General features: G+C 70.4%; 26 protein-coding genes. 15 read left to right on the top strand and 11 right to left on the bottom strand.

Annotated features, from left to right (window positions below; genetic code table 11):
- The 3 genes from JNK30_RS14120 to JNK30_RS14110 all read right to left on the bottom strand — a co-directional run bounded on the left by JNK30_RS14120 (position 1) and on the right by JNK30_RS14110 (position 2,849).
- Entirely contained in the window at positions 1 to 990 is a 990-nt protein-coding gene (locus JNK30_RS14120; RefSeq protein WP_293483075.1) for an isoaspartyl peptidase/L-asparaginase family protein, read from the bottom strand.
- A 31-nt stretch (positions 991 to 1,021) separates the two neighbouring features.
- Positions 1,022 to 2,125: a 4-hydroxyphenylpyruvate dioxygenase gene (hppD, locus tag JNK30_RS14115; protein WP_293483074.1), complete on the bottom strand. Its 1,104-nt coding sequence runs from the start codon at positions 2,123 to 2,125 to the stop codon at positions 1,022 to 1,024.
- A gap of 133 nt (positions 2,126 to 2,258) precedes the next feature.
- The gene (locus JNK30_RS14110) at positions 2,259 to 2,849 is read right to left on the bottom strand and encodes a PEPxxWA-CTERM sorting domain-containing protein (RefSeq protein WP_293483073.1); all 591 of its coding nucleotides are present in this window, start codon (positions 2,847 to 2,849) and stop codon (positions 2,259 to 2,261) included.
- Between the two features lie 172 nt (positions 2,850 to 3,021).
- Here JNK30_RS14110 and JNK30_RS14105 point away from each other — a divergent pair, with 172 nt between their 5' ends.
- The 3 genes from JNK30_RS14105 to JNK30_RS14095 are packed head-to-tail and all read left to right on the top strand — an operon-like array spanning position 3,022 to position 4,705.
- Positions 3,022 to 3,600 carry a YqaA family protein gene (locus JNK30_RS14105; protein ID WP_293483071.1) on the top strand — a complete coding sequence of 193 codons (579 nt, stop codon included), beginning with the start codon at positions 3,022 to 3,024 and terminating at the stop codon, positions 3,598 to 3,600.
- 29 nt (positions 3,601 to 3,629) lie between these two features.
- Positions 3,630 to 4,145, top strand: a complete 516-nt coding sequence (locus JNK30_RS14100) for a disulfide bond formation protein B (protein ID WP_293483070.1) — start codon at positions 3,630 to 3,632, stop codon at positions 4,143 to 4,145.
- Positions 4,142 to 4,705: a demethoxyubiquinone hydroxylase family protein gene (locus tag JNK30_RS14095; RefSeq protein ID WP_293483069.1), complete on the top strand. Its 564-nt coding sequence runs from the start codon at positions 4,142 to 4,144 to the stop codon at positions 4,703 to 4,705. The genes JNK30_RS14100 and JNK30_RS14095 overlap by 4 nt, the downstream gene beginning before the upstream one ends.
- Here the strand turns inward: JNK30_RS14095 and JNK30_RS14090 are convergent.
- Positions 4,702 to 5,250, bottom strand: coding sequence for a carboxymuconolactone decarboxylase family protein (locus JNK30_RS14090; protein WP_293483068.1), 549 nt, complete (start codon positions 5,248 to 5,250; stop codon positions 4,702 to 4,704). The two genes, JNK30_RS14095 and JNK30_RS14090, sit on opposite strands and share 4 nt — an antisense overlap.
- Before the next feature lie 65 nt (positions 5,251 to 5,315).
- Between JNK30_RS14090 and JNK30_RS14085 the strand changes: the two genes are divergently transcribed.
- The gene (locus JNK30_RS14085; RefSeq protein WP_293483067.1) at positions 5,316 to 5,645 is read left to right on the top strand and encodes a helix-turn-helix domain-containing protein; all 330 of its coding nucleotides are present in this window, start codon (positions 5,316 to 5,318) and stop codon (positions 5,643 to 5,645) included.
- Between the two features lie 79 nt (positions 5,646 to 5,724).
- Positions 5,725 to 6,009 carry a hypothetical protein gene (locus tag JNK30_RS14080; protein ID WP_293483066.1) on the top strand — a complete coding sequence of 95 codons (285 nt, stop codon included), beginning with the start codon at positions 5,725 to 5,727 and terminating at the stop codon, positions 6,007 to 6,009.
- Here the strand turns inward: JNK30_RS14080 and JNK30_RS14075 are convergent.
- Together JNK30_RS14075 and JNK30_RS14070 are read right to left on the bottom strand one after the other, a co-directional pair.
- The gene (locus JNK30_RS14075; RefSeq protein WP_293483065.1) at positions 6,006 to 6,806 is read right to left on the bottom strand and encodes a PEPxxWA-CTERM sorting domain-containing protein; all 801 of its coding nucleotides are present in this window, start codon (positions 6,804 to 6,806) and stop codon (positions 6,006 to 6,008) included. The two genes, JNK30_RS14080 and JNK30_RS14075, sit on opposite strands and share 4 nt — an antisense overlap.
- A 78-nt stretch (positions 6,807 to 6,884) precedes the next feature.
- Positions 6,885 to 7,727 carry a PEPxxWA-CTERM sorting domain-containing protein gene (locus tag JNK30_RS14070; protein ID WP_293483064.1) on the bottom strand — a complete coding sequence of 281 codons (843 nt, stop codon included), beginning with the start codon at positions 7,725 to 7,727 and terminating at the stop codon, positions 6,885 to 6,887.
- Positions 7,728 to 8,172: 445 nt separating this feature from the next.
- Between JNK30_RS14070 and JNK30_RS14065 the strand changes: the two genes are divergently transcribed.
- From JNK30_RS14065 to JNK30_RS14040, 6 genes are all read left to right on the top strand, one after another.
- Complete coding sequence (locus JNK30_RS14065) at positions 8,173 to 8,730, top strand: Spy/CpxP family protein refolding chaperone (protein ID WP_293483062.1); 558 nt, start codon at positions 8,173 to 8,175, stop codon at positions 8,728 to 8,730.
- Between the two features lie 78 nt (positions 8,731 to 8,808).
- Positions 8,809 to 9,540 carry a response regulator gene (locus JNK30_RS14060; RefSeq protein WP_293483061.1) on the top strand — a complete coding sequence of 244 codons (732 nt, stop codon included), beginning with the start codon at positions 8,809 to 8,811 and terminating at the stop codon, positions 9,538 to 9,540.
- Positions 9,537 to 10,994 carry an ATP-binding protein gene (locus JNK30_RS14055; RefSeq protein ID WP_293483060.1) on the top strand — a complete coding sequence of 486 codons (1,458 nt, stop codon included), beginning with the start codon at positions 9,537 to 9,539 and terminating at the stop codon, positions 10,992 to 10,994. The genes JNK30_RS14060 and JNK30_RS14055 overlap by 4 nt, the downstream gene beginning before the upstream one ends.
- A gap of 46 nt (positions 10,995 to 11,040) precedes the next feature.
- Entirely contained in the window at positions 11,041 to 11,238 is a 198-nt protein-coding gene (locus JNK30_RS14050) for a hypothetical protein (RefSeq protein WP_293483059.1), read from the top strand.
- 87 nt (positions 11,239 to 11,325) lie between these two features.
- Positions 11,326 to 13,005: a sulfatase-like hydrolase/transferase gene (locus JNK30_RS14045; protein ID WP_293483058.1), complete on the top strand. Its 1,680-nt coding sequence runs from the start codon at positions 11,326 to 11,328 to the stop codon at positions 13,003 to 13,005.
- 49 nt (positions 13,006 to 13,054) lie between these two features.
- The gene (locus tag JNK30_RS14040; protein WP_293483057.1) at positions 13,055 to 13,495 is read left to right on the top strand and encodes a hypothetical protein; all 441 of its coding nucleotides are present in this window, start codon (positions 13,055 to 13,057) and stop codon (positions 13,493 to 13,495) included.
- A gap of 60 nt (positions 13,496 to 13,555) precedes the next feature.
- Here the strand turns inward: JNK30_RS14040 and JNK30_RS14035 are convergent, their stop codons facing one another.
- On the bottom strand, positions 13,556 to 13,975 hold the full coding sequence (locus tag JNK30_RS14035; protein ID WP_293483056.1) for a DUF1330 domain-containing protein: 420 nt from the start codon (positions 13,973 to 13,975) through the stop codon (positions 13,556 to 13,558).
- Positions 13,976 to 13,989: 14 nt separating this feature from the next.
- Entirely contained in the window at positions 13,990 to 14,892 is a 903-nt protein-coding gene (locus JNK30_RS14030) for a haloalkane dehalogenase (protein ID WP_293483055.1), read from the bottom strand.
- Positions 14,893 to 15,009: 117 nt separating this feature from the next.
- On the opposite strand from JNK30_RS14030, the gene JNK30_RS14025 reads away from it, so the two are divergent.
- On the top strand, positions 15,010 to 15,618 hold the full coding sequence (locus JNK30_RS14025) for a TetR/AcrR family transcriptional regulator (protein WP_293483053.1): 609 nt from the start codon (positions 15,010 to 15,012) through the stop codon (positions 15,616 to 15,618).
- Here JNK30_RS14025 and JNK30_RS14020 read toward each other — a convergent pair.
- Entirely contained in the window at positions 15,591 to 16,151 is a 561-nt protein-coding gene (locus JNK30_RS14020) for an HNH endonuclease (protein ID WP_293483051.1), read from the bottom strand. The two genes, JNK30_RS14025 and JNK30_RS14020, sit on opposite strands and share 28 nt — an antisense overlap.
- A 1,051-nt stretch (positions 16,152 to 17,202) precedes the next feature.
- On the opposite strand from JNK30_RS14020, the gene JNK30_RS14015 reads away from it, so the two are divergent.
- Genes JNK30_RS14015 through JNK30_RS14005 form a run of 3 tightly spaced genes read left to right on the top strand, consistent with a single transcriptional unit; the run spans position 17,203 to position 19,562 of the window.
- Positions 17,203 to 17,841 (top strand): TetR/AcrR family transcriptional regulator, encoded by a 639-nt coding sequence (locus tag JNK30_RS14015; RefSeq protein WP_293483049.1) that lies wholly within the window; start codon positions 17,203 to 17,205, stop codon positions 17,839 to 17,841.
- A 10-nt stretch (positions 17,842 to 17,851) separates the two neighbouring features.
- Complete coding sequence (gluQRS, locus tag JNK30_RS14010) at positions 17,852 to 18,679, top strand: tRNA glutamyl-Q(34) synthetase GluQRS (RefSeq protein ID WP_293483048.1); 828 nt, start codon at positions 17,852 to 17,854, stop codon at positions 18,677 to 18,679.
- A complete protein-coding gene (locus JNK30_RS14005; RefSeq protein WP_293483047.1) occupies positions 18,672 to 19,562 on the top strand; it encodes a DMT family transporter in 891 nt (296 codons plus the stop codon). The genes gluQRS and JNK30_RS14005 overlap by 8 nt, the downstream gene beginning before the upstream one ends.
- Here JNK30_RS14005 and JNK30_RS14000 read toward each other — a convergent pair.
- Positions 19,559 to 20,977 carry a protein adenylyltransferase SelO gene (locus tag JNK30_RS14000; protein ID WP_293483046.1) on the bottom strand — a complete coding sequence of 473 codons (1,419 nt, stop codon included), beginning with the start codon at positions 20,975 to 20,977 and terminating at the stop codon, positions 19,559 to 19,561. The genes JNK30_RS14005 and JNK30_RS14000 overlap by 4 nt on opposite strands.
- A 180-nt stretch (positions 20,978 to 21,157) precedes the next feature.
- Positions 21,158 to 21,958 carry an SDR family NAD(P)-dependent oxidoreductase gene (locus JNK30_RS13995; RefSeq protein ID WP_293483045.1) on the bottom strand — a complete coding sequence of 267 codons (801 nt, stop codon included), beginning with the start codon at positions 21,956 to 21,958 and terminating at the stop codon, positions 21,158 to 21,160.

Here is a 21,958-nt window from a genome sequence, read left to right as displayed (position 1 = left end):
TCAGGCCTCGTCCTTGTAGATGCTCACGGTGAGCGGCTCGCGCTCGGCGATCCGGGCGCGGTACATGCCGTCGGTGTTGAAGCTCCACGCCATGCGGCCGTGGGGGTCGACCGCGATCACGCCGCCCTCGCCGCCCAGGCCCGACAGGTCCTCGTGCACGACGCGGTCGGCGGCCTGCTGAAGGGACAGGCCGGCATGCTCCACCAGGGCGCAGATGCGCTGCGCCACGCCCAGACGGATGAAGTACTCGCCTGCGCCCGTGCACGACACCGCTGCGGCCGTGTTGGCGGCGTAGGTCCCCGCGCCGATCAGCGGGCTGTCGCCCACGCGGCCCCAGCGCTTGGCGGTCGTGCCGCCGGTGGACGTGCCCGCGGCCACGTTGCCGCGCCGGTCCAGCGCGACGCAGCCGACCGTGCCCCGCTTGCCCTCGTCATGCGCCAGGGCCGCGCGCGCATCGACGCCGACTCCATGTGGCCGCGGCGGGATGGGCAGCCCCAGCTTCCCCAGCGCCCGCTCCAGGCTGGCCCAGCGCGCCTCGGTGAAGAAATGGCCGGGGGCCACCTGCTCCAGCCCTTGCGCACGGGCAAAGGCGTCGGCGCCCTCCCCGCCCAGCAACACATGATCCGAGCCGTCTATCACCGCCCTCGCGGCGGAGATGGGATGGCGGGTCGTGGACACCCCCGCGACGGCGCCCGCCGCCAGGGTCGCGCCGTCCATGATCGAGGCGTCCAGCTCGTTTCGCCCCTCCGCGGTGAAGGCCGCCCCGCGCCCGGCGTTGAACAGCGGGTCGTCCTCCAGCAGGCGCACGGTCGCCTCGACCGCATCCATGGCGGCGCCGCCCTCGCGCAGCACCTCAGCCCCGGCGTTCGCCGCGTCCCCCAGCGCCGCGCGATAGGCGGCCTCCTGCTCGGGGGTGAGGCGCCCGCGGGGGATCGTCCCGGCGCCGCCGTGGCAGACCAGGGCCCAGCGGGGGTTCGGAGGCAGGCTCATGCCGACACCGTCTCAGCGCGCGGGGCGGCTGTCACCCCTTGGCCGGCAGCACGCCGCGGCGGATCTGGTCCAGCTCGATGGACTCGAACAGGGCCTTGAAGTTGCCCTCGCCGAAGCCTTCGTTGCCCTTCCGCTGGATGAGCTCGAAGAAGATCGGGCCGATCATGTTCTCGGTGAAGATCTGCAGCAGCAGGCCCTGGCCTTCGCTGGGCGCGCCGTCGATCAGGATGCGGTCGGCGCGCAGGCGGTTCACGTTCTCGCCATGGCCGGGAAGGCGCGCGTCTATGCCGTCGAAATAGGTGTCGATGGTGTCCTGGAAGCGCACCCCCCGGTCGCGCATGGCCTCCACGGAGTCGTAGATGTCGTTCGTGCCCAGCGCGATGTGCTGGATCCCCTCGCCTTTGTAGTCCTTGAGGAATTCCTCGATCTGCGAGTGCTCGTCCTGGCTCTCGTTGAGCGGGATGCGGATCTTGCCGTCAGGGCTGGTCATGGCCTTCGAGACCAGCGCCGTCTGCTTTCCTTCAATGTCGAAGTAGCGGATCTCGCGGAAATTGAAGATGCGCTCGTAGAACTCCGCCCACCGCGCCATCTGGCCGCGATGGACGTTGTGGGTCAGGTGGTCCAGGTAGGTCAGCCCCACCTCGTTGGCCTTGCGGGCTTCCTCGGCGCCGGGGATCGGAACGAAGTCGACGTCGTAGATCTCCTGCGCGCCATAACGGTCGACCAGGTAGAGGTTCGAGCCGCCGATTCCCTCGATGGCCGGGATGTTCAGCTCCATGGGGCCCACCGGGCCCTGCACGGGCTTTGCGCCCCGCTCCACCGCCAGCTTGAAGGCCCTCGCCGCGTCGCGGACGCGGAACGCCATGGCGTTCGCCGACGGCCCGTGCACCGACCGGAACTCCGCGGCCTGGCCCGCCGGCTCCATGTTGAGGATGAAGTTGATGTCGCCCTGGCGGAAGCGCAGCACGTTCTTCGAACGGTGCCGGGCTGTCGCGGTGAAGCCCATCTTCTCGAACAGGCCCTTGAGCCGCTCGGGCTCGGGCGAGGTGAATTCCACGAACTCGAACCCGTCGGTGCCCAACGGGTTGTCGAAGAGGTCCCGGCTCTCGGCGGCGGTCTCGCGAAGGTCGGTCATGGCGTGTCTCCGTGGGAGACAACTAGTATCATGTGAAACCATCTCGCGCCAGCCGCCGGGTCCTGACCGCCGCCCGCGCGAGTTGGACGCCACCGCCGGACCCGACGCCCCGAAGGTCCGGCGCGACGGCCGGTCAGGCCGGCGCGATGCGCCGCCGGCTGCGCAGCATCGTGCCGGCGAGGCCGAAGCCGGCGATCATCATCGACCAGACGGCCGGCTCAGGCACGACCGCCACGTCGGCGGCGACCGAGCCCGAGTTGTCGGCGGTGAAGGTGTCCCAATAGAACAGCTTCAGCGTCCCGCTCGCCCAGGCGGCGCCCGAGAAGCTGGTCCCGAGCAGGCGGTAGCTTCCCGGCCCCGCCCCGATCTGCCCGACGAGGCTCCCATAGGGCGCCGAGAAGCCGTTCAGGGTCAGCAGGCCGAAGTCCGCGCCGATCAGCACGCCCGCCGCCTCGCCCGACTCATCCGAGCCCGTGGCGGTCCGGTCGCCGGTCAGTCCATCGGCGTCCGACCAGCGAGGCAGGGCGCCGGCGCTCCACAGGTCGTCGAGTCCGACGCTCACGGTGAAGAGATCGCCTGCGTCCAGCACCACCGTGTCGAGGCCGGCGCCGGCTCCGCCGTCAGAAGAATGCAGGAGCGCGTCTACGACGAAGACCGCCGCGCCCGCGCCCGACGCCAGCGAAAGTCCCGACGCGAGTGCGGCGGCAGCGAGAAGTCGTTTCATGCGGACCTCCAGAGGAAATGCCCGCCCCAGCGGCGTCATTGGCGGCGCCCATCACACGCGTAAGTCAAGCTTGCTCTACTTCTGGGTGAAAGAAGATGGACGGCGGCTGCGGCGGCGACAGCGGGAGCGGCGACTGCTAGGCAGGCGGGCAGAATCCAGGTCAGGGAGACGCATGTTCCGCAAACTCTACGAGTGGGTGATGGGCCTGGCGCGCTCGCGGCACGCCCCGGCCTCGCTGTTCGTGGTTTCGTTCGCAGAGAGCTCGTTCTTCCCGATCCCGCCCGACGTGATGCTGGCGCCGATGGTGCTGGCCAATCGAAACAAGGCGTTCGTCTACGCGGGGATCTGCACGATCGCCTCGGTGCTCGGCGGTCTGCTCGGCTATGCCATCGGCGTCTTCCTCGAGCCCGTTGGACAGTTCATCCTCAACGTGTTCGGCCATCCCGAGGGCAAGGCCGAGTTCCAGAAGTGGTTCGACGAATGGGGCCTGGGCGTGATCCTGGTGAAGGGCCTCACGCCCATCCCGTACAAGCTCGTGACCATCACGGCGGGCTTCGCGCAGTTCAGCCTCTTCACCTTCATCTGGGCCTCGATCGTGACCCGGGGCGCCCGCTTCTTCCTCGTGGCCGCGATCCTGAAGTACTTCGGACCGGCCATGCTCGAGGAGTTCGAACGGCGGCTGAACCTCTATTCCGTGCTCCTCCTCATCCTGCTCGTGAGCGGGATCGTGGCGATCAAGGTCTTCCTCTAGCGAGGTGTTCCGGGCGATAAGCGCCGGCGATGACCGCCCTCCGCCCCTTCCTCGACCGCTGGCGGCTCTGCTGCGTCCTCGTGGCGGCCGCCATGCTGGCGACGGCGCACGCCTTCGAGACCTTCGGCGGTTACGCCCCCTGCACGCTGTGCCTGCGCCAGCGCGAGGTCTACTGGACGATCGCGGCGCTGGGCGTCGTGTTCATGGCCCTGGTCCGGATGCCGGGCGGCCCCAGGTGGCGGCCCCTGACCTGCTGGATCCTCGGCGCCCTGTTCCTGCTCGGGGCGGGCGTCGCGGGGTACCACGCGGGCGCCGAATGGAAGTTCTGGCCGGGGCCGGAGGCCTGCGCCAGCGCGGGCGCCGCGGGCGTCAGCGCGGCGGACATGGCCGCGTTCCTCGCCGGCGAGAAGGTTCGGCCGCCAGCCTGCGACGAGGCCCCCTGGGTCTTCGCCGGGCTCTCCATGGCGGGCTGGAACGCCGTGATCTCGGTTGGGCTGGCCGCGCTCTCCGCCGCAGCGGCGATCAGGGAGCACGCCAAGCGATGACGCAGAAACCTGTGCCTCCCCGCCCCGGCCGCGGCGCGGCGGCGGCGCGTCTCGCCGAGATCCTGCGGGTCGACCACGCCGGCGAGCTGGCGGCCGTGCAGATCTACCGCGGCCAGCGCGCTGTCCTCGAGCGCGCGCGCGGGCAGGAGAAACTGGCCGGCCACTTCGCCGAGATGCAGGCTCAGGAGGCCGAGCACCTGGCGCGCTTCGATCGGCTGCTGACCGAGCACCGTGTCCGTCCGACGCTGTTCACGCCCCTGTGGCGCGTGGCCGGCTTCGCCTTGGGCGCCGGCACCGCCCTGCTCGGAGAGAAGGCCGCGCATGCCTGCACCGAGGCCGTCGAGACGGTGATCGAGGGCCACTACGCGGACCAGGTCGCCGAGCTCGCCGAGCGCGAGCCGGAACTGGCGGCCGAGCTCGCGAAGTTCCGCGACGACGAGGTTGCGCACCGCGACCACGCCCTGGAGGAAGGCGCGCGCGAGGCGCCGGGCTACGGACTGCTGTCGGCCGTGATCGGCGCCGGCTGCCGGGCGGCGATCAAGATCAGCGAGAAGGTCTAGGCCTCTCGCGCCGGGAACCTGGCAGCGTCCGGCTCCAGGGATAGGTCCAGTCCGTTCGCCACGTACGCCACCGTTCGGTAGAAGCCGCAGAGGAGCAGCACCTCGAGGATGGCGGCTTCGTCGTAGTGGGCGCGCAGCGCGCCGAACTCGGCATCCGACAGGGTGGCCCTCTCGTGCAAGGCCTCCACCGCCTGCAGCAGCGCCCGCTCGGCCGGCGTCCAGGACAGGGCGTCCGAGCCGACCGTGGCCGTGGCGTCGACCTCCTGCGGCGAGAGCCCCGCCGCGCGCGCGAAGATCTGCACGTGCACGCCCCATTCGTACTCGCAGCGGGCCAGGGCCGTGGTGCGGTCGATGACCAGTTCGCGTTCACGAAGGCTGAGGGGCCCGGGGTCGAGCAGCGAGCCCGCCCTGAACTTCCGCCATGCCCGCTCGCTGGTCGCCAGGGTGCGAAACAGCAGGAGCGGCGGGGCGCCGCGCATGATGGCGTCGAACCCCTGCCGGACCGGCTCCGGATACGGCGGTTCCAGCGGCGCGATCCTTGGCATGGCCTCACCTCGTTGCTACGCTATCAGTAGCATGAACGTTACATTTTCAGTAGCACGGGTCAAGCATGGCTGACCGGCCCGTCCGCGGCTCCCGCACGGGGCGCCCGATCATGGCGCTCCTGGACCTCCTGGGTCGGCGCTGGACCCTGCGCATCCTGTGGGAGCTGCGGGACGGCGCGTTGACGGCCCGTGCGCTGCGCAGCGCCTGCGACGACGCCTCCCCCACCGTGCTGCAGGCCCGGCTCGCCGAGCTGCGTGCGGCGGGGCTGGTGGAGCACGCGGCCGGCCGCGGCTATGGCCTCAGCGAGGAGGGCCGCGAGTTCCTCACAGCTTTCATGCCGCTGTACGCCTTCGCCGAGCGCTGGGCCGCATCCAAGCCGACCACGCCGGGTTGAGAATCGGGCAAAAACACAGCCTCAGCGGAGTCGCCAAGCGTCGCGAGTTCTGCTTTTGTTCGCGCCAAGGGAGTCGCACATGGCGGACGGCAGCAGGCAGTTGGCGCGGGAGTTGACCTTCGGCGAGGCGCGGCTCGGTTGGGCGACCGCCGCGCGATCCAGCCTATGGGCCCGCTGCGGATGCGGGCGCGAGGCGGTCATCGATCCCAGGCCCTGGATCGCCCAGGGACTGGGCCGTCAGCTGGTGCAGGACATGGGACATCGCCTGCGCTGCGTGTGCGGCGCGCGCCGCGCCCAGCTGGAAATCCGCGGGCTGGCCGAGGCGCCGGGCCGCGGCGCCGGCGGGATCCACGTCTTCCGCTAGGCCCGGATCCGGACCGGCGCCGGACGGCGGCGAGCCTGGCGCAGCATGGCCCCGGCGAGGGCGAACCCGCCGATCATGAGCGTCCAGGTCCCCGGCTCAGGAACCGCCGCCAGCGCGAAGGCCTGGTGCGCCGAGGACGTGCCGTACTTGCCGGTCTCGCTGATGAAGGTGATCCCGCTGTGGACCGGGCCGTAGTCCGTCAGGCTCGCCAGGTAGTTCGAGCCGGAGTAGGCGGCGATGTAGCCGTTCACGGCGGCGTTGCTGCCGGTGACGGTGTAGCCGGGATTGATCACCTTCCAGATCGCGCCCTGCAGCGCGGACAGCCGGTTCACCGTGTCGGTGGTGTTGGGCGCGTTGTTGTAGACCAGCGTGCCGTAGTTCACGAGGCGCGCCACCTGGATCCGCTGGCCGCCGCTCAGGGCCGTACCGCCCTGGAACGGCGTGCTGGTCTTGTACTTGGAATCGGTCGTGAGATCGTAGGCGTCGTCGTACTTCAGGTTCAGCGTCCCCAGGCCGATGCCGTGGAAGATGTCGACGCAGAAGCCCACGAAGTTGAACGACGGGCCGGTGGCGCTGGTCCCTTCGTAGGCCGTGAACCGCATCGGCGCCATGTAGACATGGGCGCTGTAGCCGGGCCCGCTGATCTGGCCGGTCCGCGACGTGTTCATCGTCGACGAGGCCAGGAAGTACTGAGCCGCCGCGGCCGGCGCAGCGCCCGCCACGCAGGCGGCGAAGGCGGCCACCGGCGCCAGCCGCTTCACGGCGACGGCGATGCGGGTTGGATCGAAACGGAACATGCGGGCTCTCCGGCGGCGGTCACGCCACTGTGGAAAGCAGGTTGCGTGCCGTTCGGCCTTCGAGCCGTCGTCGGGCCGTCAGGCGGCGAAGGCGCCTTGGCGGCGGGCCCGGCGCAGCGCCCCGCCGGCGATCGCGAAACCGCCGATCATCAGGAGCCAGGTCGAAGGCTCCGGCACCGCGTCCGCGATGGCGAACGCCTGGCTCAGCCGCTTGTGCGGATAGACCTTGTCGGGACCGAAGGGCTCGTCCTTGAACGGCGTCAGGAACTTGATCCCCGAATGCACCGGACCGTACTCGGGCGCGAAGTACGAGGTGTAGTTGGCCCCGGCGAGGTGGTCGATCAGCTGGTTCATCGTGACGTTCGAGCTGGTGACGTTTCGGCCGGAGGCCACCTGCCAGATCGCGCCCTGAACGGCGGCCAGGGTGTCCCAGCGCTTGTTGCGCTGCGTGCTGGTGCCCGTCGGCGCTTCGTAGAACACGCTGGTCCCATAGTTCACGAGACGCCCGATCTGGGTGATCTCGGCCGGGCTCAGGGGGTTCGGCGCGGACGGATTGGAGTCGTGCGTGAGCGGAATGGTGTCGGTGTAGGTCAGGTCGGGGTTGTAGTCCCCGAGCGAGATCGAATGGTAGACGTCCACGCAGAACGCCACGAGGTTGGTGAACGGCTGATCGGGCGTGCCCTCGATGAAGCCGTCGAACTGTACGGGCGTCGCCTTGATGCTGCTGCCGATGCCGGCGATGGACAGCGTCCGCGCGTGGTCCATCACGCCGTTCTGGAAAACGTAGACATCCGCCTGAGCGCTCGTGCCCGCTATGGCGCCGAACGCCAGGACGGCCGCAGGCGCCACCGCCTTCAGCGCCTTGATGACCGGCGCGCCGAACACGCTCTTCCCGAAAGTCTCGAACACCTGGAACCCCATCTTCCGTCCTAACGGAATCGCCCATCAGGACAACAGCACAACCCAAGCGTGACCATTCGCGATTTCGTCGAACGGCGCAACACGACTCGCCCAAGCCGCGAGTGGCGGGGCGATCCCACGTGCCGAAACGGGAGAAGGGACGTGCGGCCCCCCCGGTTGGGGGTTCGGGGGAGCCGCGTTCCGAACGCCTGCGGGGGGAGGGCGAGGCGTCATCGGGGCCTCCAGCGGCGCGGGCCTGGGGGAGAGAGCGGCCGGGGCCCGGAGGCCCTACTTATTTAGGAAGCCGTTGCGGCGGCGGTAGGGCGCGCGGATGACGGTTTCGTAACGATTCTCCGCGGCCCACGGGCGGACATTTGCACGAACGTTTCAGCGCCGGCGCACAGCCCGCCATCAGGGTTCGCGACGGCGGCGCCAGAATGCCCGACAGCCAACAGCAGGAGTCCCGATGCAACGTCGTCTGATCTTCGCCCTCGCGCCGCTTGCGCTCGCCGCCGGCGCCGCCTTCGCCCAGCCGTCGGGTCCCGGTCCCGAGGTCCGCATGATGCGCCACGGCGGACCGCCGCCCGAGGAGATGAAAGCGCGGCACGAGGCGATGATGAAGCAGCACGCCGAGGACCTGAAGATCCTCCTGCGCCTGCGGCCGGACCAGGAGGCGGCGCTCAGCGCCTTCCTCGCGAGCCACGGGCCGCAGCGGATGGAACGCAGGATGACGCCCGACGACAAGCCGATGACCACGCCGCAGCGCCTGGAGGAGATGGCGAGGCGCGAGGAGGCCATGCGGACCGCCCACGCCCGCCGCCGGGAGGCGCTCGCCAGGTTCTATGCCGCCCTCTCGGCCGATCAGCAGAAGGCGTTCGATGCGCTGCAGCGGCTCCGCGGCCACGGCGGCCCCGGCCATGGCCCGATGATGGGCGGAGGACGCGGCATGATGATGCACGGCGGCCCGGTCGAGCGGCGGGTCATCATCCGCAAGGACGCCCCTGACGCGCCGCATGGTCACTGACCACGGCGCGCCGCCCACGCCCCCGATTGTGGCGAAGTCGCGATGACGGCGCCACAGTCGGCGGCGAGAGGATCCGCCATGCCGCCCGCGCCATCCGTCCTGTCCGGCCGCCATATCCTGGTGGTGGAGGACGATTCCCAGCTGCGCGAGCAGGTCACGTCCTATCTGGCCGACCACGGCTTCCAGGTGCATGCGGCGGCCGACGCGGGCCAGATGGACGCCGTGCTCGCGCAGGCTCCCATCGACCTCGTCGTGCTGGACCTCATGCTGCCGGGCGAGGACGGACTGTCCATCTGCCGCCGCCTCTCGGCGGAGGGTGGTCCGGCGATCATCATGGTCAGCGCCATGGGCGAGGAGATCGACCGCATCCTCGGCCTGGAGCTCGGCGCCGACGACTACCTGGCCAAGCCCTGCAGCCCCCGCGAGCTGCTCGCCCGGGTGCGCGCCGTGTTCCGCCGGCTGGAGGAGGTCCGCGGCGGCGCGCCGCGCAAGGGCCGCGCCTTCCAGTTCCAGGGCTTCGTCGTCGACGCCCTGCGGCGCCAGCTCCGCGCGCCCAACGGGGCGACCATCCTGCTCACTTCGGGGGAGTTCCAGCTGCTGTCGGCCTTCCTCGACCACCCGCAGCGCATCCTCTCGCGGGATCAGCTGCTCGACATCGCCCGCGGAGACGATTCCGACGTCTTCGACCGCGCGGTCGACGTCCAGATCAGCCGCCTGCGCCGCAAGCTGCACGCCTGCTCGGATGGCGAGATCATCAAGACCGTACGCGGCGCGGGCTACATGTTCGACGTGGCCGTGACCCGGCCATGAGGCTGCCGACGCAGCCCCGCGCCAGCATCGCGGTGCAGCTCATCCTCCTGGTGCTGGCCTGCATGGCCGCCATGCACCTGCTGCTGTTCGCCATCGTGGCGCTCTTTCCGCCGCCCAGGCCGCCGATCTACCGCGTCAGCGAAATCGCCCAGGCGCTCGAGGGGGGTTCGCTGGCCAGCCGCGACGGCCGGCCCATGTTGCGCAGCGTGAGCGCCGCCTTGCCCGAGGCGTTCGAGGCCTCCCGCCACGGCCGCCCGCCCCCCGTGGCGGCGCTGGCCGCCGCCCTGGGCAGGCCCGGCGCCGACGTCCGCCTCGTCCAGCGCCGTCCCGGCCGGCTCGAGCGGATGCTGCGCGAGCCCGTCGTTGGGCGCATCGTGGTCGAGCATCAGAAGCGGTCCCCTCCGGGGCCGCCCGGCCCCGACGCCATGGTCGAGACCCGGCGCTTCGAGATGCGCATGGACGAGGGCCACCCCGGCCGCCCACCGCCCGGCCTGCACCTGCTGCTGATGCGCGAAGCGCCGGTGATCGGCGACTTCAGCGCCGCCGTGCGCCGCTCCGACGGGATGTGGACGGTCGTGCGGTCCGCCCCCGAGCCGTTCCCCACGGACTGGCAGCGGCGGATGCTGCTCCTCGTGGCGGCGGCGTTCGGCGTCGTGGCGCCCGCGGCGTTCCTCTTCGCCCGCCGCATCACCGCGCCCTTGAAGCGCTTCGCGGAGGCCGCCGAGCGGCTGGGACGCGACCCCAACGCCCCGCCGGTCGTCCTCACGGGTCCGGCTGAGATCGGCGCGGCGGCGGCCGCCTTCAACGACATGCAGGGTCGCCTCAGGCGCTACATCGAAGACCGCACCGCCATGGTCGGCGCGATCAGCCACGACCTGCGCACGCCGCTGGCGCGGATCCGGTTCAAGCTGGAGGGCGCAGACGAGCGCCTCAGGGACTCGGTGCTGTCCGACGTCGGGCAGATGGAGCAGATGATCGCCGGCGTGCTCGCGTTCATCCGGGACGAGTCCACGCCGCGGCGCCGCGAGAAGCTGGACCTGTTGTCCCTGGTCGAGTGCGTCGTCGACGACGCGGCCCTGGTGGGGGGCGACGTGGAGATCCTCCAGTCCTGCCCGGCCATGGTCGAGGGCGACGCCGTGGCCCTGCAGCGGATGTTCGTGAACCTCGTCGAGAATGCGCTGAAGTACGCCGGCCAGGCCCGCATCCGGCTGCGCTGCGAGGGCGGCCAGGCCGTGGTCGACATCGAGGACGAGGGCCCCGGCCTCTCGCCCGCCGACCTCGAGCGCGTGTTCCAGCCCTTCTACCGCGCCGACGCCTCGCGGAACCTGGATTCCGGGGGCATCGGGCTGGGTCTGCCGATCGCGCGCGCTACGGCTCGGGCGCATGGCGGCGACGTCGAACTGCTGCCGCAGGCGCAGGGCCTGACCGCTCGGGTCACGCTCCCCCTCGCCTGAGGAACCGCTCGTTCTCCCCGGCGCTTCTCTGGTCGAGGAGACTGCCATGTACACACATGAACTCTGGTACGGCCTCGGCGCGCTGGCGCTCCTGGCCGTGATCGTCTGGGCGGTGATGCAGAACCGCCGACGGAACCGCGCCAACGACCCCATCACCGAGGCGGCCACGCGGGAGGAGTACTCGCACCCGGATCGGTACGCCGCCGAAGAGGAAGAATTCCGGCGGCGCACGCACCCCTCCTGAGCCGCGCGAAACTATCGACACGATGAGTGTCACTATATAAGGTCCTTCCCAGGCGCCCGGTGACGGCGTCGAGGGGGAGGATCCGCCATGAAGCTGTGGACATGGCTGGCCGCCGGCGTGCTCGCGCTGGGCGTCGCGCTGGGCGCGGCCTACCTGAACCGCACCACGATCCTGTCGATGATCGCGCGGGCGCGCCTGCCGCACGTCGAGCCGAACCGGCCGGTCGTGTGGGCCCAGGGGCCCGAGACCCCGCCGCAGGGTCAGCGTCCCCCGAACGTCGTGTTCATCCTGGTCGACGACCTGGGCTTCAACGACATCACCTTCAACGGCGGCGGCGTGGCGAACGGCGCCGTGCCGACGCCGAACATCGACTCGATCGGCCGTGAGGGCGTGAGCTTCGCCAACGGCTATGCGGGCAACGCCACCTGCGCGCCCTCCCGCGCCGCGATCATGACCGGCCGGTACGCCACCCGCTTCGGCTTCGAGTTCACGCCGGCCCCCGTCGCCTTCGAGCGGATGGTCGGCACCGAGGCCGAACCCGGCGCGATCGTCAGGCCGAAGTTTTTCAAGGAGCGGCTGAAGGACATGCCGCCCGGCTCGACCGAAAGCTCGCCCCAGGCGGTCAACACGCTGAGCGTCCCGGCCTCGGAGGTCACCATCGCCGAGGTGCTCAAGGCGCGCGGCTACCACACCCTGCACTTCGGCAAGTGGCACCTGGGCGGAAAGGCGGGGTCGCGCCCCGAGGATCAGGGGTTCGACGAGAGCCTGGGCTTCATCTCCGGCGCCTCGATGTACCTGCCTGAAAAGCACAAGGACGTGGTCAACTCGAAGCAGCCCTGGGACGCGATCGACCGCTTCCTGTGGCCCAACCTGCCTTACCAGGTGCAGTTCAACGGCTCGCCGATGTTCGAGCCGCGCGGCTACATGACCGACTACCTGGCCGAGGAGGCCGTGAAGGCGATCCGCGCCAACCGCAACCGGCCGTTCTTCCTCTACTTCGCGCCGAACGCCATCCACACGCCGCTGCAGGCCAAGAAGGCGGACTACGACGCCCTGCCCCACATCAAGGACCACCGGCTGCGGGTCTATGGCGCCATGGCGCGCAACCTCGACTGGAACGTCGGCCGGATCCTGAAGGCGCTGAAGGACGAGGGGCTCGACCGGAACACGCTGATCATCTTCACCAGCGACAACGGCGGCGCCGGCTACGTCGGCCTGCCCGACATCAACAGGCCATACCGCGGCTGGAAATCGACCTTCTTCGAGGGCGGGATCCACACGCCGTTCTTCATGCGCTGGCCGGCGGCGATCCCGGCCGGTTCCCGCTACCCGCACCCGGTCGGTCACGTGGACATCTTCGCGACCGCCGCCGCGGCGGCCGCCGCGGCCACCCCCACCGACCGCAAGATCGACGGGGTGGACCTGACGCCCTTCGTTCAGGGCCGCGCCCAGGGCCGGCCGCACGAGGCGATGTTCTGGCGGTCGGGCCAGTACAAGGCCGTCATCGAGGGCGACTGGAAGCTCCAGTCCAGCGAGGCCCAGGGCAAGGTCTGGCTTCACAACCTGGCCAGCGACCCGACCGAGCAGCGCGACCTGTCCCGGGCCGAACCGGAGCGGACGCGGCGCATGCTGGCGCTGCTGAAGGCGCAGGACGCCGAGACCGTACGGCCCGCCTGGCCCTCCCTGCTCCAAGGCCCGATCTTCATCGATCAGCCAGGCGGCGTGAAGCAGCGTGCCGGGCAGGAGTACGTCCTATGGGACAACTAGCCTCGCAGACAGCGGCGGACAGCGCCCTCGGCGCGGGCAGGCTCCTCGCGTGAGCTTCCTGCCCCCCTCCACCAACGACCAGTACCGCGGCGCCCGCGCCTCGGTCTGGTTCCTGGGCCTGGCGACCGCGGGCACGATCATCCCCGGGCTGATCCACAGCTTCCTGCCGGACGGCGGCGCCAGCGAGATCGCGGGCCTCGACATGGGCGACCGGCGCGACCTGATCGTCAGCGTCTTCCGCTGGGAGGGCTCCACCCAGCTGGCCCTCGGCCTCGCAATGCTGGCCGTGGTCGTGCGCTACCGCAGCCTGACGCCGCTGTTCCTGGCGCTGGTCATCGTCGAGCGCGCCCTGATGAGCCTTCACGCCTGGGTGCTTTCGCCCGCCGGCGGGCATCATCCGCCCGAGCACTACGCCAGTCCCGTCACCGCCGCCCTGGCGGCCGTGTTCCTCGTGCTCTCGCTGCGGAGCCGGGAGGGACCGGCGACCTAGGGTCGCGCAGGAGGGCCGATCCGGCCGGCCTCACGTCGCCCGCGTCCTGGCGGGGACGACTTACAGGAACCCCTCGCCCGGCTTGGTCCGGATGTTCAGCTGCCCTGCGAGACCCGCCTTCCGATGGTGCTCGATGGCCGCCATCTCGGGCGACATCGCCATGCTGCGGAAGGCCGCCAGCGACGGGTACTCCGCGAGCGCCACCATGTCCCACAGCTCCTCGACCTCGCCCAGCATCAGGCCCGTCACCTGGCCCGAGTAGCGCACCCGGCCGCCCAGCTTCTCGACGAGCACCCGCACCGCCTCACCGTAGCGGGCGTAGGCTTCGGCGCCGCTCAGGTCCGCGTCGGACCCGTCCGGGTATTCGGCCTTCGGCTTGAACTTCAGGAGGTTGACCATGACGAAGGGCCCATCCTCCTCGCCGCCGAAGAAGGCCATCGCCTGCTCGGGGCGCGGCATCACCTGGTTGATCACTTGCATGGCTGCTTTCTCCCTCACCCGCGGCGGCGGATCATCGCGTCGAGCAGGTCGACGATCTCGGGACCGCTGTCTTCCTGCAGGAAGTGCCCGCCCTTGAGCGTGACGTGCGGCTGGCCCTTGGCCCCGGGAACCCGGGCCTGGAACGGCGCCTCGCCGCCCCGCGTGACCGCGTCACCGTCGCTGAAGGCGGTGACCAGCGGCTTCTCGAACCGCTCGAGCACCTTCCAGGCGGCCTGGTTCTCGGCCACCGAGGCGTGCTGCGGCGTCACCGGCACCAGCGTCGGGAACTGCCGCGCGCCCTCCTTGTAGCTTTCGTCCGGGAACGGCGCGTCGTAGGCGGCGACCTCTTCGGGGCTCAGGTCGCGCGCCGAGCCGCCGTTCAGCAGCATCCCGATGGGCATCTGCGGGACGTTCTGGCTGAACTCGAGCCAAGCCTTGAAGCCGTCGGTCATCCCGCCGCCGACGGGCAGGCCGGTATTGGCCACCACCACGCCTGCGAAGCGTTCGGGGTACGCGGCGACCAGGCGCAGGCCGATCAGCCCGCCCCAGTCCTGGCAGAAGAGCGTGACGTCCTGCAGGCCCAGGCCGGTCAGCCACTGGCTCATCCAGTCCACGTGGCGTTCGTAGGTGTAGTCCGTGCGGCGGGCCGGCTTGTCGGACCGGCCGAAACCGATGAGATCCGGCGCGACCGCCCGGTGTCCGCGCGCGACGAGCCCGGCGATGATGTGGCGATAGAGGTAGGCCCACGAGGGCTCGCCGTGCATCAGCAGCACCACCGCCCCGTCGCGCGGCCCCTCGTCCACGTAGTGCAGGCGCAGCCGGGTCCCGTCGCCGTCGGTCACCTCGGCGTAGCGCGGCGCGTACGGCCAGTCCTTCAGCCCCGCGAAACGCGCCTCCGGCGTCCTCAGAACCTCCATCGCGACAATCCTCCACCCAAGACTATAGTGACATTATGCGTGCCACTATATCGAAGGGTCAACAGCCGGACGCGCGAAGCGGCTCGACACCCGCCGAGAGGCAGGCGAGATGAGGACATGACCCAGGCGCCGCAACTGCTGGATGGCCGCCGCCGACGCGGGCAGGACAACCGCGAGCGGATCGTGGCGGCGATGATGGACCTGATCTGCGCAGGCGAGGTCGCGCCGAGCGCCGAGCAGGTCGCCGAGCGCGCCGACGTCGGCCTGCGCACCGTGTTCCGCCACTTCCAGGACATGGACACGCTCTACCGGGAGATTTCCCGCGCGATGGAGCGCGAACTGCGCACCATCGTCGACCAGCCCTTCGAGGCGCAGGACTGGCGCGGTCGCCTGTTCGAGCAGATCGCGCGCCGCGCGCGCATCTTCGAGGCCATCACGCCCTTCCGACGCGCCGCGACCGCCTTCCAGCACCGCTCCAAGTTCCTGGGATCGGACTACGCGAAGCTCGTGGTGCAGATGCGCGAGCGCATCCTGCAGGAGCTCCCGCCGACCATCGCCAAGGATCCGATGCGGCTCGAGGCGCTGGATCTGCTCATGAGTTTCGAGGCGTGGGCCAGGCTCCGGCGCGAGCAGGGCCTGGCCCCCGAGGACGCGCAGGCGGTGGTCACGACGGCGGTGACGCGCCTGCTGGAGGACGATCAGGCCTCCAGCTCGATGTCCCAGTAGAGGTAGTCCAGCCAGCTTTCGTGCAGGTGGTGCGGTGGAAACCTGCGGCCCCGCTCCTGGAGTTCGTAGGCCGTGGGCCGGCGCGGCTTCTGCCGCGGGTGCATGTGCGCCTCGCCGGGCGTCCGCCCGCCCTTGGCGAGGTTGCAGCGCGCGCACGCGGTCACGATGTTCTCCCACGTCGTCCGCCCCCCGCGGGAGCGGGGGATGACGTGGTCGAAGGTCAGATCCTCGGACGCCGTGCAGTACTGGCAGGTGAAGGCGTCGCGCAGGAAGAGGTTGAACCGCGTGAAGGCCGGCGGCCGGTCCTGGGCCACGTACTGCTTCAGCGAGACGACGCTCGGAAGCTTCATGGCGAAGGATGGAGAGCGGACTTCCTGCTCGTAGGTGGAGACGACATCCACGCGGTCGAGGAAGACGGCCTTGATGACCTCCTGCCAGGGCCACAGCGAGAGCGGGTAGTACGACAGGGGGCGGAAGTCGGCGTTCAGCACGAGGCAGGGCCATCCCGAGGGCGGAGACTTAAGCACCTGCACGGCAGGGCCTCCCCGGACGCCTCGAGGGCATTATGGCGATCGACTCTGGACTGAAGACAGCACCTCAGTGACGGATGAAATCGATGCGAGCGCGGAATTTATAGGCCCGATTCGGAGACACATCTACGACGGACGCGGTCCGGTGCGGAGCTCTGCGCGGGATGGCCTCGCCCGATCGCGAGGATGGGCGAGGCTCCTAGGATCGGCGCATGGATCAGGCGCCGAGAACGGCGGTGGCGCCGGCCACGGTCAGGGTCAGGCCCAGAACCGCGTACGCCACGACGAAATCGAGGATTCGATTCATCGTCATCGGAGGTCTCCTTTCTCGAATTTTCCCACCGCAAGGCGGGCGTTCATCTGAACGATGCTCAGATAGCACATATCTAAGCATTGTCTAGATAGTTATTCCCGGTGTCCGGCTATGCGATTTTGCATCAGCCCGTGGGAAGGGTCCCGAAACGAAAAGGGGCCCTCGCGGGCCCCTCCTCGGTTCCTGCCGGGTGGGGAGGGCTACGCGCCCAGGCCGACCGTGCCGGCCGCGGCCACGAAGCCGAGGAACAGCAGGAAGGTCGGAACGAAACGGTCGAACTTTGCGAGAGACATGACACACACCTTGAGTTTGTTACGAATTGGCGGTCCCGGGGGAGCGGGCGCCGCCGTTTAGACGACGAATGGATAACACTATCTGAACACTGCACAGATCAGCGATTTCGCCGGACGGTTCTGCGGATCCGCGTGCGCGGGCCGGCGCGACGAAAAAGGGGCCCGCTCAGGGGCCCCTCCTGTCGTCTTCGGCTTTCGGGAGGGAGGTCCCTTAGGCGCCGAGCCCCACCGTGGCCACGGCCGCGACAGCGCCGAGGAACAGCAGGAACGAGGGAGCCAGACGGTCGAAGATCCGTTCGAACTTTGCGAGAGACATGACACACACCTTTCAGTTTGAACCCCGGGGGAGCGGGGGTGTTTTCTATTTGAACAGCGCTCAGATAGGCCGCCCAAGCTGGACCGTCAATGGCATCTGTACAGCGCTTAGATATGAAATTATGGTAATGCCATGAGCGAAGCTAAAAGCGCCGAATCCCGCCCCTACCACCATGGCGACCTGAGGCGCGCCCTCGTGGACGCCGCCAGACGCCTTCTCGAAGCCGAGGGGCCGAGCGCGCTTTCGCTTCGAGCCGTCGCGCGCGAGGCCGGCGTCAGCCCGGCGGCGCCCTACCACCACTTCAAGGACAAGGCCGAGCTGCTCGACGCCGTGGCCCACGAAGGCTGGGAAATGCTGCAGCTGGCGATGCTGGACGCCAAGGCGCGGACCCAGGGGCGCGAGCAGCTCACGGCGCTGGGCATCTCCTACGTCTGCTTCGCCCGCGACAATCCGGCCCTCTACCGGGTCATGTACGACGCCGCCCGTGACAAGGAAGCCCTCCCCATGGACGTGGAGGACGCCAATCCCGAGAACGGCAACGCCTACTGCATGGTGCGCGACACCCTGATCGAGCACGGGGCCGACCCCAGCGCCGAGACGCACCTGGAGCTTGCCACCGTGGCCGCCTGGTGCGCCGCGCACGGCCTGGCCGAGATGGCCGGCTTCAAGCAGTTCGAGCACCTGAAGGCGGAGCTGGGCGGCGAGCGCCAGTTCCTGGACGCGGTCTTCAACCACATGGGCCTGTTCCCGAAAGACCACGACGGGTGCTAACGCCACGCGGGTGTTCGTCACCCGCTTCGCGCCGTCGCCGACCGGCTACCTGCACAAGGGGCACGCCTTTTCGGCGCTGACCGCGTTCGAGGCCGCCCGGGAGGCCGGGGGCCGCTTCATCCTCCGTGTCGAGGACATCGACACGACCCGCTCGCGGCCCGAGTTCGAGGCCGCCATCTACGAGGACCTCGCCTGGCTGGGGCTCGCGTGGGAAACGCCGGTCCGGCGCCAGTCCGAGCACGCCGCCGACTACCAGGCCGCGCTGGCCCGGCTGGAGGCTGACGGGCTGCTCTACCGCTGCTTCCGCACGCGCCGGGAGATCGCCGAGGCGATGGTGAGCGCGCCGCACGGCGCGATGGACGTCTTCCGGGGCGCGCCCCTGCCGCCGGCGGAGGAGACCGCCCGCCTGGCGGCCGGCGAGCCGTTCGCATGGCGCCTGTCGCTGGACGCGGCGGCGCGCAGGCTCGGGGGGTTCGAGGGCCTCGGCTTCCTGGAAGAGGGCCAGGGCGCGGTGGCCGCTCGCCCCGAACTCGGCGGCGACGTGGTGCTCGCGCGCAAGGACGTGGGCGTGGCGTACCACCTGGCGGTCGTGGTGGACGACGCGCTGCAGGGCGTCACCCACGTGATCCGCGGGCGCGACCTCTTCGAGGCGACGCATGTGCAGCGGCTGCTGCAGGCCCTCCTCGGCCTGCCGACGCCCGCCTACCGTCACCACGGCCTGCTGGTGGGCCCCGACGGCAAGCGCTTCGCCAAGCGCGATCGCGCGCAGACGCTGCGGTCCCTGCGCGAACAGGGTATGAGCCCGGCCGATCTGCGGAAGGAATTGGGCTTTGGCTGAGGCGGCGGCGCAGAGCGGCGCGCGGACGGACTGGCCGGCGTTGGCCGTGCTGCTCCTGGGCGCCTGCATCATCGGCCTGTCGCCGATCCTCGTGCGGCTGGCTGAAGCGGGTCCCGCGGCGGCCGGCTTCTGGCGGCTCGCCTTCGCTTTGCCGCTGCTGGCGGTGATGACCCGCCGCACCGCCGGCGCCCTGGGGCGGCCGTCGAAGATGGCCTTATTGGCCGGCGTCTTCTTCGCCTTGGACCTGGGCTTCTGGCACTACGGGATCCACTACACCTCGGTGACCAACGCGACGGTGCTGTCGAACCTGACGCCCGTGGTGGTCACCGCCTTCGCCTGGATATTCCTGCGCCAGCGCCCGAGCGGCCTGTTCCTGCTGGCCGTGGCGGCGGCTGTCGGCGGCGCCTGGCTCATGGCGATCGAGAAGGGCGGCGGCGGCCTGCGGAACCAGCCGCTGGGCGACGTCCTCTCGGCCCTGACCGCGCTCTGGTACGCCCTCTACTTCCTGGCCATGGGCGAGGGCCGCAAGACCGAGGGCGCCAGCAAGCTGATGTTCTGGGTCAGCGTCGTCGGCGCGCCGCTGATGCTGGTCTGCGCGCTGCTGCTGGGCGAAGACCTGCTGCCCGCCACGATGCTCGGCTGGGGCGCGCTGGCCGGCCTGGGTCTGATGCACGTGAGCGGCCAGGGCTCCATCGCCTGGGCGATGGGACGGTTGCCCACCTCCACGGCCTCGGTCGTGGTCCTGATCCAGCCTGTGGTCGCGGCCTACCTGGGCTGGGCGCTGTTCGCAGAACCGATCGGGCGATTGCAGGCGCTGGGCGCCGTTGCGACCCTGGCGGGCGTGGTCCTGGCGCAGTGGGCGTCGCGCAAGCGCAGCAGCTAGACGGCCAGGCCCCACGCGACCCGCGCGGTCTCGATCCGCGCCAGCTTCTCGTGGAAGACGCTCCAGTCGTCGGCCTCGGCGATGAACGCCCACAGCGCCTCGATCTGGTCGATCAGCAGCTCCTCGGGCTCGGGGCGGGCGAAGTACGGGTGCTCCAGCCGCTCGGGCCGCTCCGCGGCGTAGCCCGACAGCCGCGCCCGGAACTCGGCGAAGGGCGGCTCGGCGTAGAGGTCGGCGCGCGGACCCGCCATGGCGCGGGGCTCGGCGCCGCAGAACCAGTCGAAGAAGAACGGCTCCCAACGAAGCCGCTCGCCGCCTTCGGCCATGGCGCGGAAGCTCGCCTGCACGAGCGCCGCATCGGCGTCGGGGTCCTGCGGCCGCACGCCCAGCCGCGCGAGCATGGCGGCGGTGAGCTCGTTCCGGTAGGCGGGCCCGAAGCCGTTCAGGGCGTCCACGAGCGGGTCGCTGTCCGCCACGAGGCTCAGGCAGCCGGCGAGCTGCTGCAGGTTCCAGAACACCGCCTCGGGCTGCCGCCCGAAGCTGTAGAGGCCGGCGTGGTCGAAGTAGGCCGCGACGAAGTTGGGGTCCGAGTGGGGGAGGAAACGGTACGGTCCGTAGTCGAAGCTCTCGCCGTTGATGTTCATGTTGTCGGTGTTGAGCACCCCGTGCACGAAGCCCGCGGCCATCCAGCGCGCCGTCAGGCGGGCGGACCGCGCCACGACGGCGTCCAGCAGCGCCACGGGCCGGTCGTTGCGACCCTCGAGGTCCGGGTCGTAGACGCCGATCACATGGTCCACCAGGGCGGCGATCCGGTCCTTGGCCTCGAAGTAGGCGTGCCGCTGGAACGTGCCGAAACGCACGTGGCTGTGGCTCAGGCGGACCAGGACGGACGAGCGCGTGGGGCTGGGCTCGTCGCCGCGCACCAGCGCCTCGCCGGTCTCGACCAGCGAGAACGAACGGGAGGTCGGCACGCCCAGCGCCTCCAGCATCGCGGTGGCCAGCACCTCGCGGACGCCGCCCTTCAGCGTGAGGCGACCGTCGCCCTGGCGCGACCAGGGCGTCTCGCCGGACCCCTTCGTGCCGAGATCGAGCAGCCGCCCGGTTCCCGCCTCACGCAACTGCGCGAACAGGAACCCGCGGCCGTCGCCCAGGTCCGGGTTGTAAACGCGGAACTGGTGGCCGTGGTAGCGCTGCGCCAGCGGCGGATCGATGTTGCCGGGCAGCGGCTCGAAGCGCCCGAAGTGCGCGAGCCATTCCGCGTCGGTCAGGCTGTCCAGCCCCACCGTGGCGGCGGCGCGGTCGTTGCGGTAGCGCAGGATGGCCTGGGGAAAGTCCGCCGCGCGCACGGGATCGGCGAATTCGCCGCCGAGAGCCGGGAATTGCGGGTCGGGCCGGTAGGCGCTGGACGGGGGCATGCCCCGACCTACCCGCGACCGAGGCGCAGGGGCAACCTCAGGCGATGCCCAGGAACGCCAGGACGGCGAGGACGACGACCACGAGGCCGACGAGATAGATGATGCTGTTCATGGCGAAGCTCTCCTGCTCGGCGCCCCTCGGGCGGCGGTAACGCGGAGGCGGCGCCCCACGTTCCGCCGTCAGCCGATGCGCACGCCCATGGCTCCGTCCACCGGCAGGATCGCCCCCGAGATGAAGGCCGCCTCGTCCGAGGCGAGGAACAGCGCCGCGTAGGCCGTGTCCCAGCCGGTGCCCATCTTGCCGCCCAGCGGGACCCGCGCGTCGCGCTCGGCGCGGACCTCGGCGGGGGAGCGGCCGCTGGCCTGGGCGATCCCGGAAACCGCCATGGGCGTGTCCATGTAGCCCATCATGATGGCGTTGCAGCGCACCCCGTAGCGGGCGTTCGACTGCGCGACCGAGGTGGTGAGCCGGTTCACGCCCGCCTTCGACAGCTCGTAGGCCAGCTGGATGCCGCCGGCGCGCGCGGCGAGCGAGCTGATGTTGACGATCGCGCCGCCGCCCTGTTCGCGCATCACCGGCAGGGCCGCCTTGATGGTCAGCCACATGCCCTTGAGGTTGACGGCCAGGATGCGGTCGAACGCCGCCTCCTCCAGGCGGTGGGCGGGGCCGTCGCCGCCGCCGATGCCGACGTTGTTGATCAGGATGTCGAGCCGGCCCAGCTGGCTCGTCGCCGCCTCGACGATGCGGGCGCAGTCGGCTGCGCGGGCGACATCGGCGCCGAGGGCGGCGGCCGTGCCGCCCTCCTCCACCACCATGGCGGCGGTCTCCTCCGCGCGCTCCAGCAGCCGGTCGACGCACAGCACCCGGGCGCCCTCTCGGGCGAACAGCAGCGCCATGGCGCGGCCGTTGCCGACCGTCTCGCCCGGCGTCTGCCCCGCGCCGACCACCACGGCAGCCTTTCCTGCGAGCCGCCCCGACAT

The sequence above is a fragment of the Phenylobacterium sp. genome (genome assembly GCF_016793225.1).
Classification (GTDB): domain Bacteria; phylum Pseudomonadota; class Alphaproteobacteria; order Caulobacterales; family Caulobacteraceae; genus Phenylobacterium.
This window is presented reverse-complemented; position numbering and strand designations above follow the sequence as displayed.

Coding starts and splice junctions, on each gene's coding strand:
- JNK30_RS14120 (WP_293483075.1), bottom strand. CDS start 990: ATGAGCCTGCCTCCGAACCCCCGCTGGGCCCTGGTCTGCCACGGCGGC.
- hppD (WP_293483074.1), bottom strand. CDS start 2,125: ATGACCGACCTTCGCGAGACCGCCGCCGAGAGCCGGGACCTCTTCGAC.
- JNK30_RS14110 (WP_293483073.1), bottom strand. CDS start 2,849: ATGAAACGACTTCTCGCTGCCGCCGCACTCGCGTCGGGACTTTCGCTG.
- JNK30_RS14105 (WP_293483071.1), top strand. CDS start 3,022: ATGTTCCGCAAACTCTACGAGTGGGTGATGGGCCTGGCGCGCTCGCGG.
- JNK30_RS14100 (WP_293483070.1), top strand. CDS start 3,630: ATGACCGCCCTCCGCCCCTTCCTCGACCGCTGGCGGCTCTGCTGCGTC.
- JNK30_RS14095 (WP_293483069.1), top strand. CDS start 4,142: ATGACGCAGAAACCTGTGCCTCCCCGCCCCGGCCGCGGCGCGGCGGCG.
- JNK30_RS14090 (WP_293483068.1), bottom strand. CDS start 5,250: ATGCCAAGGATCGCGCCGCTGGAACCGCCGTATCCGGAGCCGGTCCGG.
- JNK30_RS14085 (WP_293483067.1), top strand. CDS start 5,316: ATGGCTGACCGGCCCGTCCGCGGCTCCCGCACGGGGCGCCCGATCATG.
- JNK30_RS14080 (WP_293483066.1), top strand. CDS start 5,725: ATGGCGGACGGCAGCAGGCAGTTGGCGCGGGAGTTGACCTTCGGCGAG.
- JNK30_RS14075 (WP_293483065.1), bottom strand. CDS start 6,806: ATGTTCCGTTTCGATCCAACCCGCATCGCCGTCGCCGTGAAGCGGCTG.
- JNK30_RS14070 (WP_293483064.1), bottom strand. CDS start 7,727: ATGGGGTTCCAGGTGTTCGAGACTTTCGGGAAGAGCGTGTTCGGCGCG.
- JNK30_RS14065 (WP_293483062.1), top strand. CDS start 8,173: ATGCAACGTCGTCTGATCTTCGCCCTCGCGCCGCTTGCGCTCGCCGCC.
- JNK30_RS14060 (WP_293483061.1), top strand. CDS start 8,809: ATGCCGCCCGCGCCATCCGTCCTGTCCGGCCGCCATATCCTGGTGGTG.
- JNK30_RS14055 (WP_293483060.1), top strand. CDS start 9,537: ATGAGGCTGCCGACGCAGCCCCGCGCCAGCATCGCGGTGCAGCTCATC.
- JNK30_RS14050 (WP_293483059.1), top strand. CDS start 11,041: ATGTACACACATGAACTCTGGTACGGCCTCGGCGCGCTGGCGCTCCTG.
- JNK30_RS14045 (WP_293483058.1), top strand. CDS start 11,326: ATGAAGCTGTGGACATGGCTGGCCGCCGGCGTGCTCGCGCTGGGCGTC.
- JNK30_RS14035 (WP_293483056.1), bottom strand. CDS start 13,975: ATGCAAGTGATCAACCAGGTGATGCCGCGCCCCGAGCAGGCGATGGCC.
- JNK30_RS14030 (WP_293483055.1), bottom strand. CDS start 14,892: ATGGAGGTTCTGAGGACGCCGGAGGCGCGTTTCGCGGGGCTGAAGGAC.
- JNK30_RS14025 (WP_293483053.1), top strand. CDS start 15,010: ATGACCCAGGCGCCGCAACTGCTGGATGGCCGCCGCCGACGCGGGCAG.
- JNK30_RS14015 (WP_293483049.1), top strand. CDS start 17,203: ATGAGCGAAGCTAAAAGCGCCGAATCCCGCCCCTACCACCATGGCGAC.
- JNK30_RS14000 (WP_293483046.1), bottom strand. CDS start 20,977: ATGCCCCCGTCCAGCGCCTACCGGCCCGACCCGCAATTCCCGGCTCTC.
- JNK30_RS13995 (WP_293483045.1), bottom strand. CDS start 21,958: ATGTCGGGGCGGCTCGCAGGAAAGGCTGCCGTGGTGGTCGGCGCGGGG.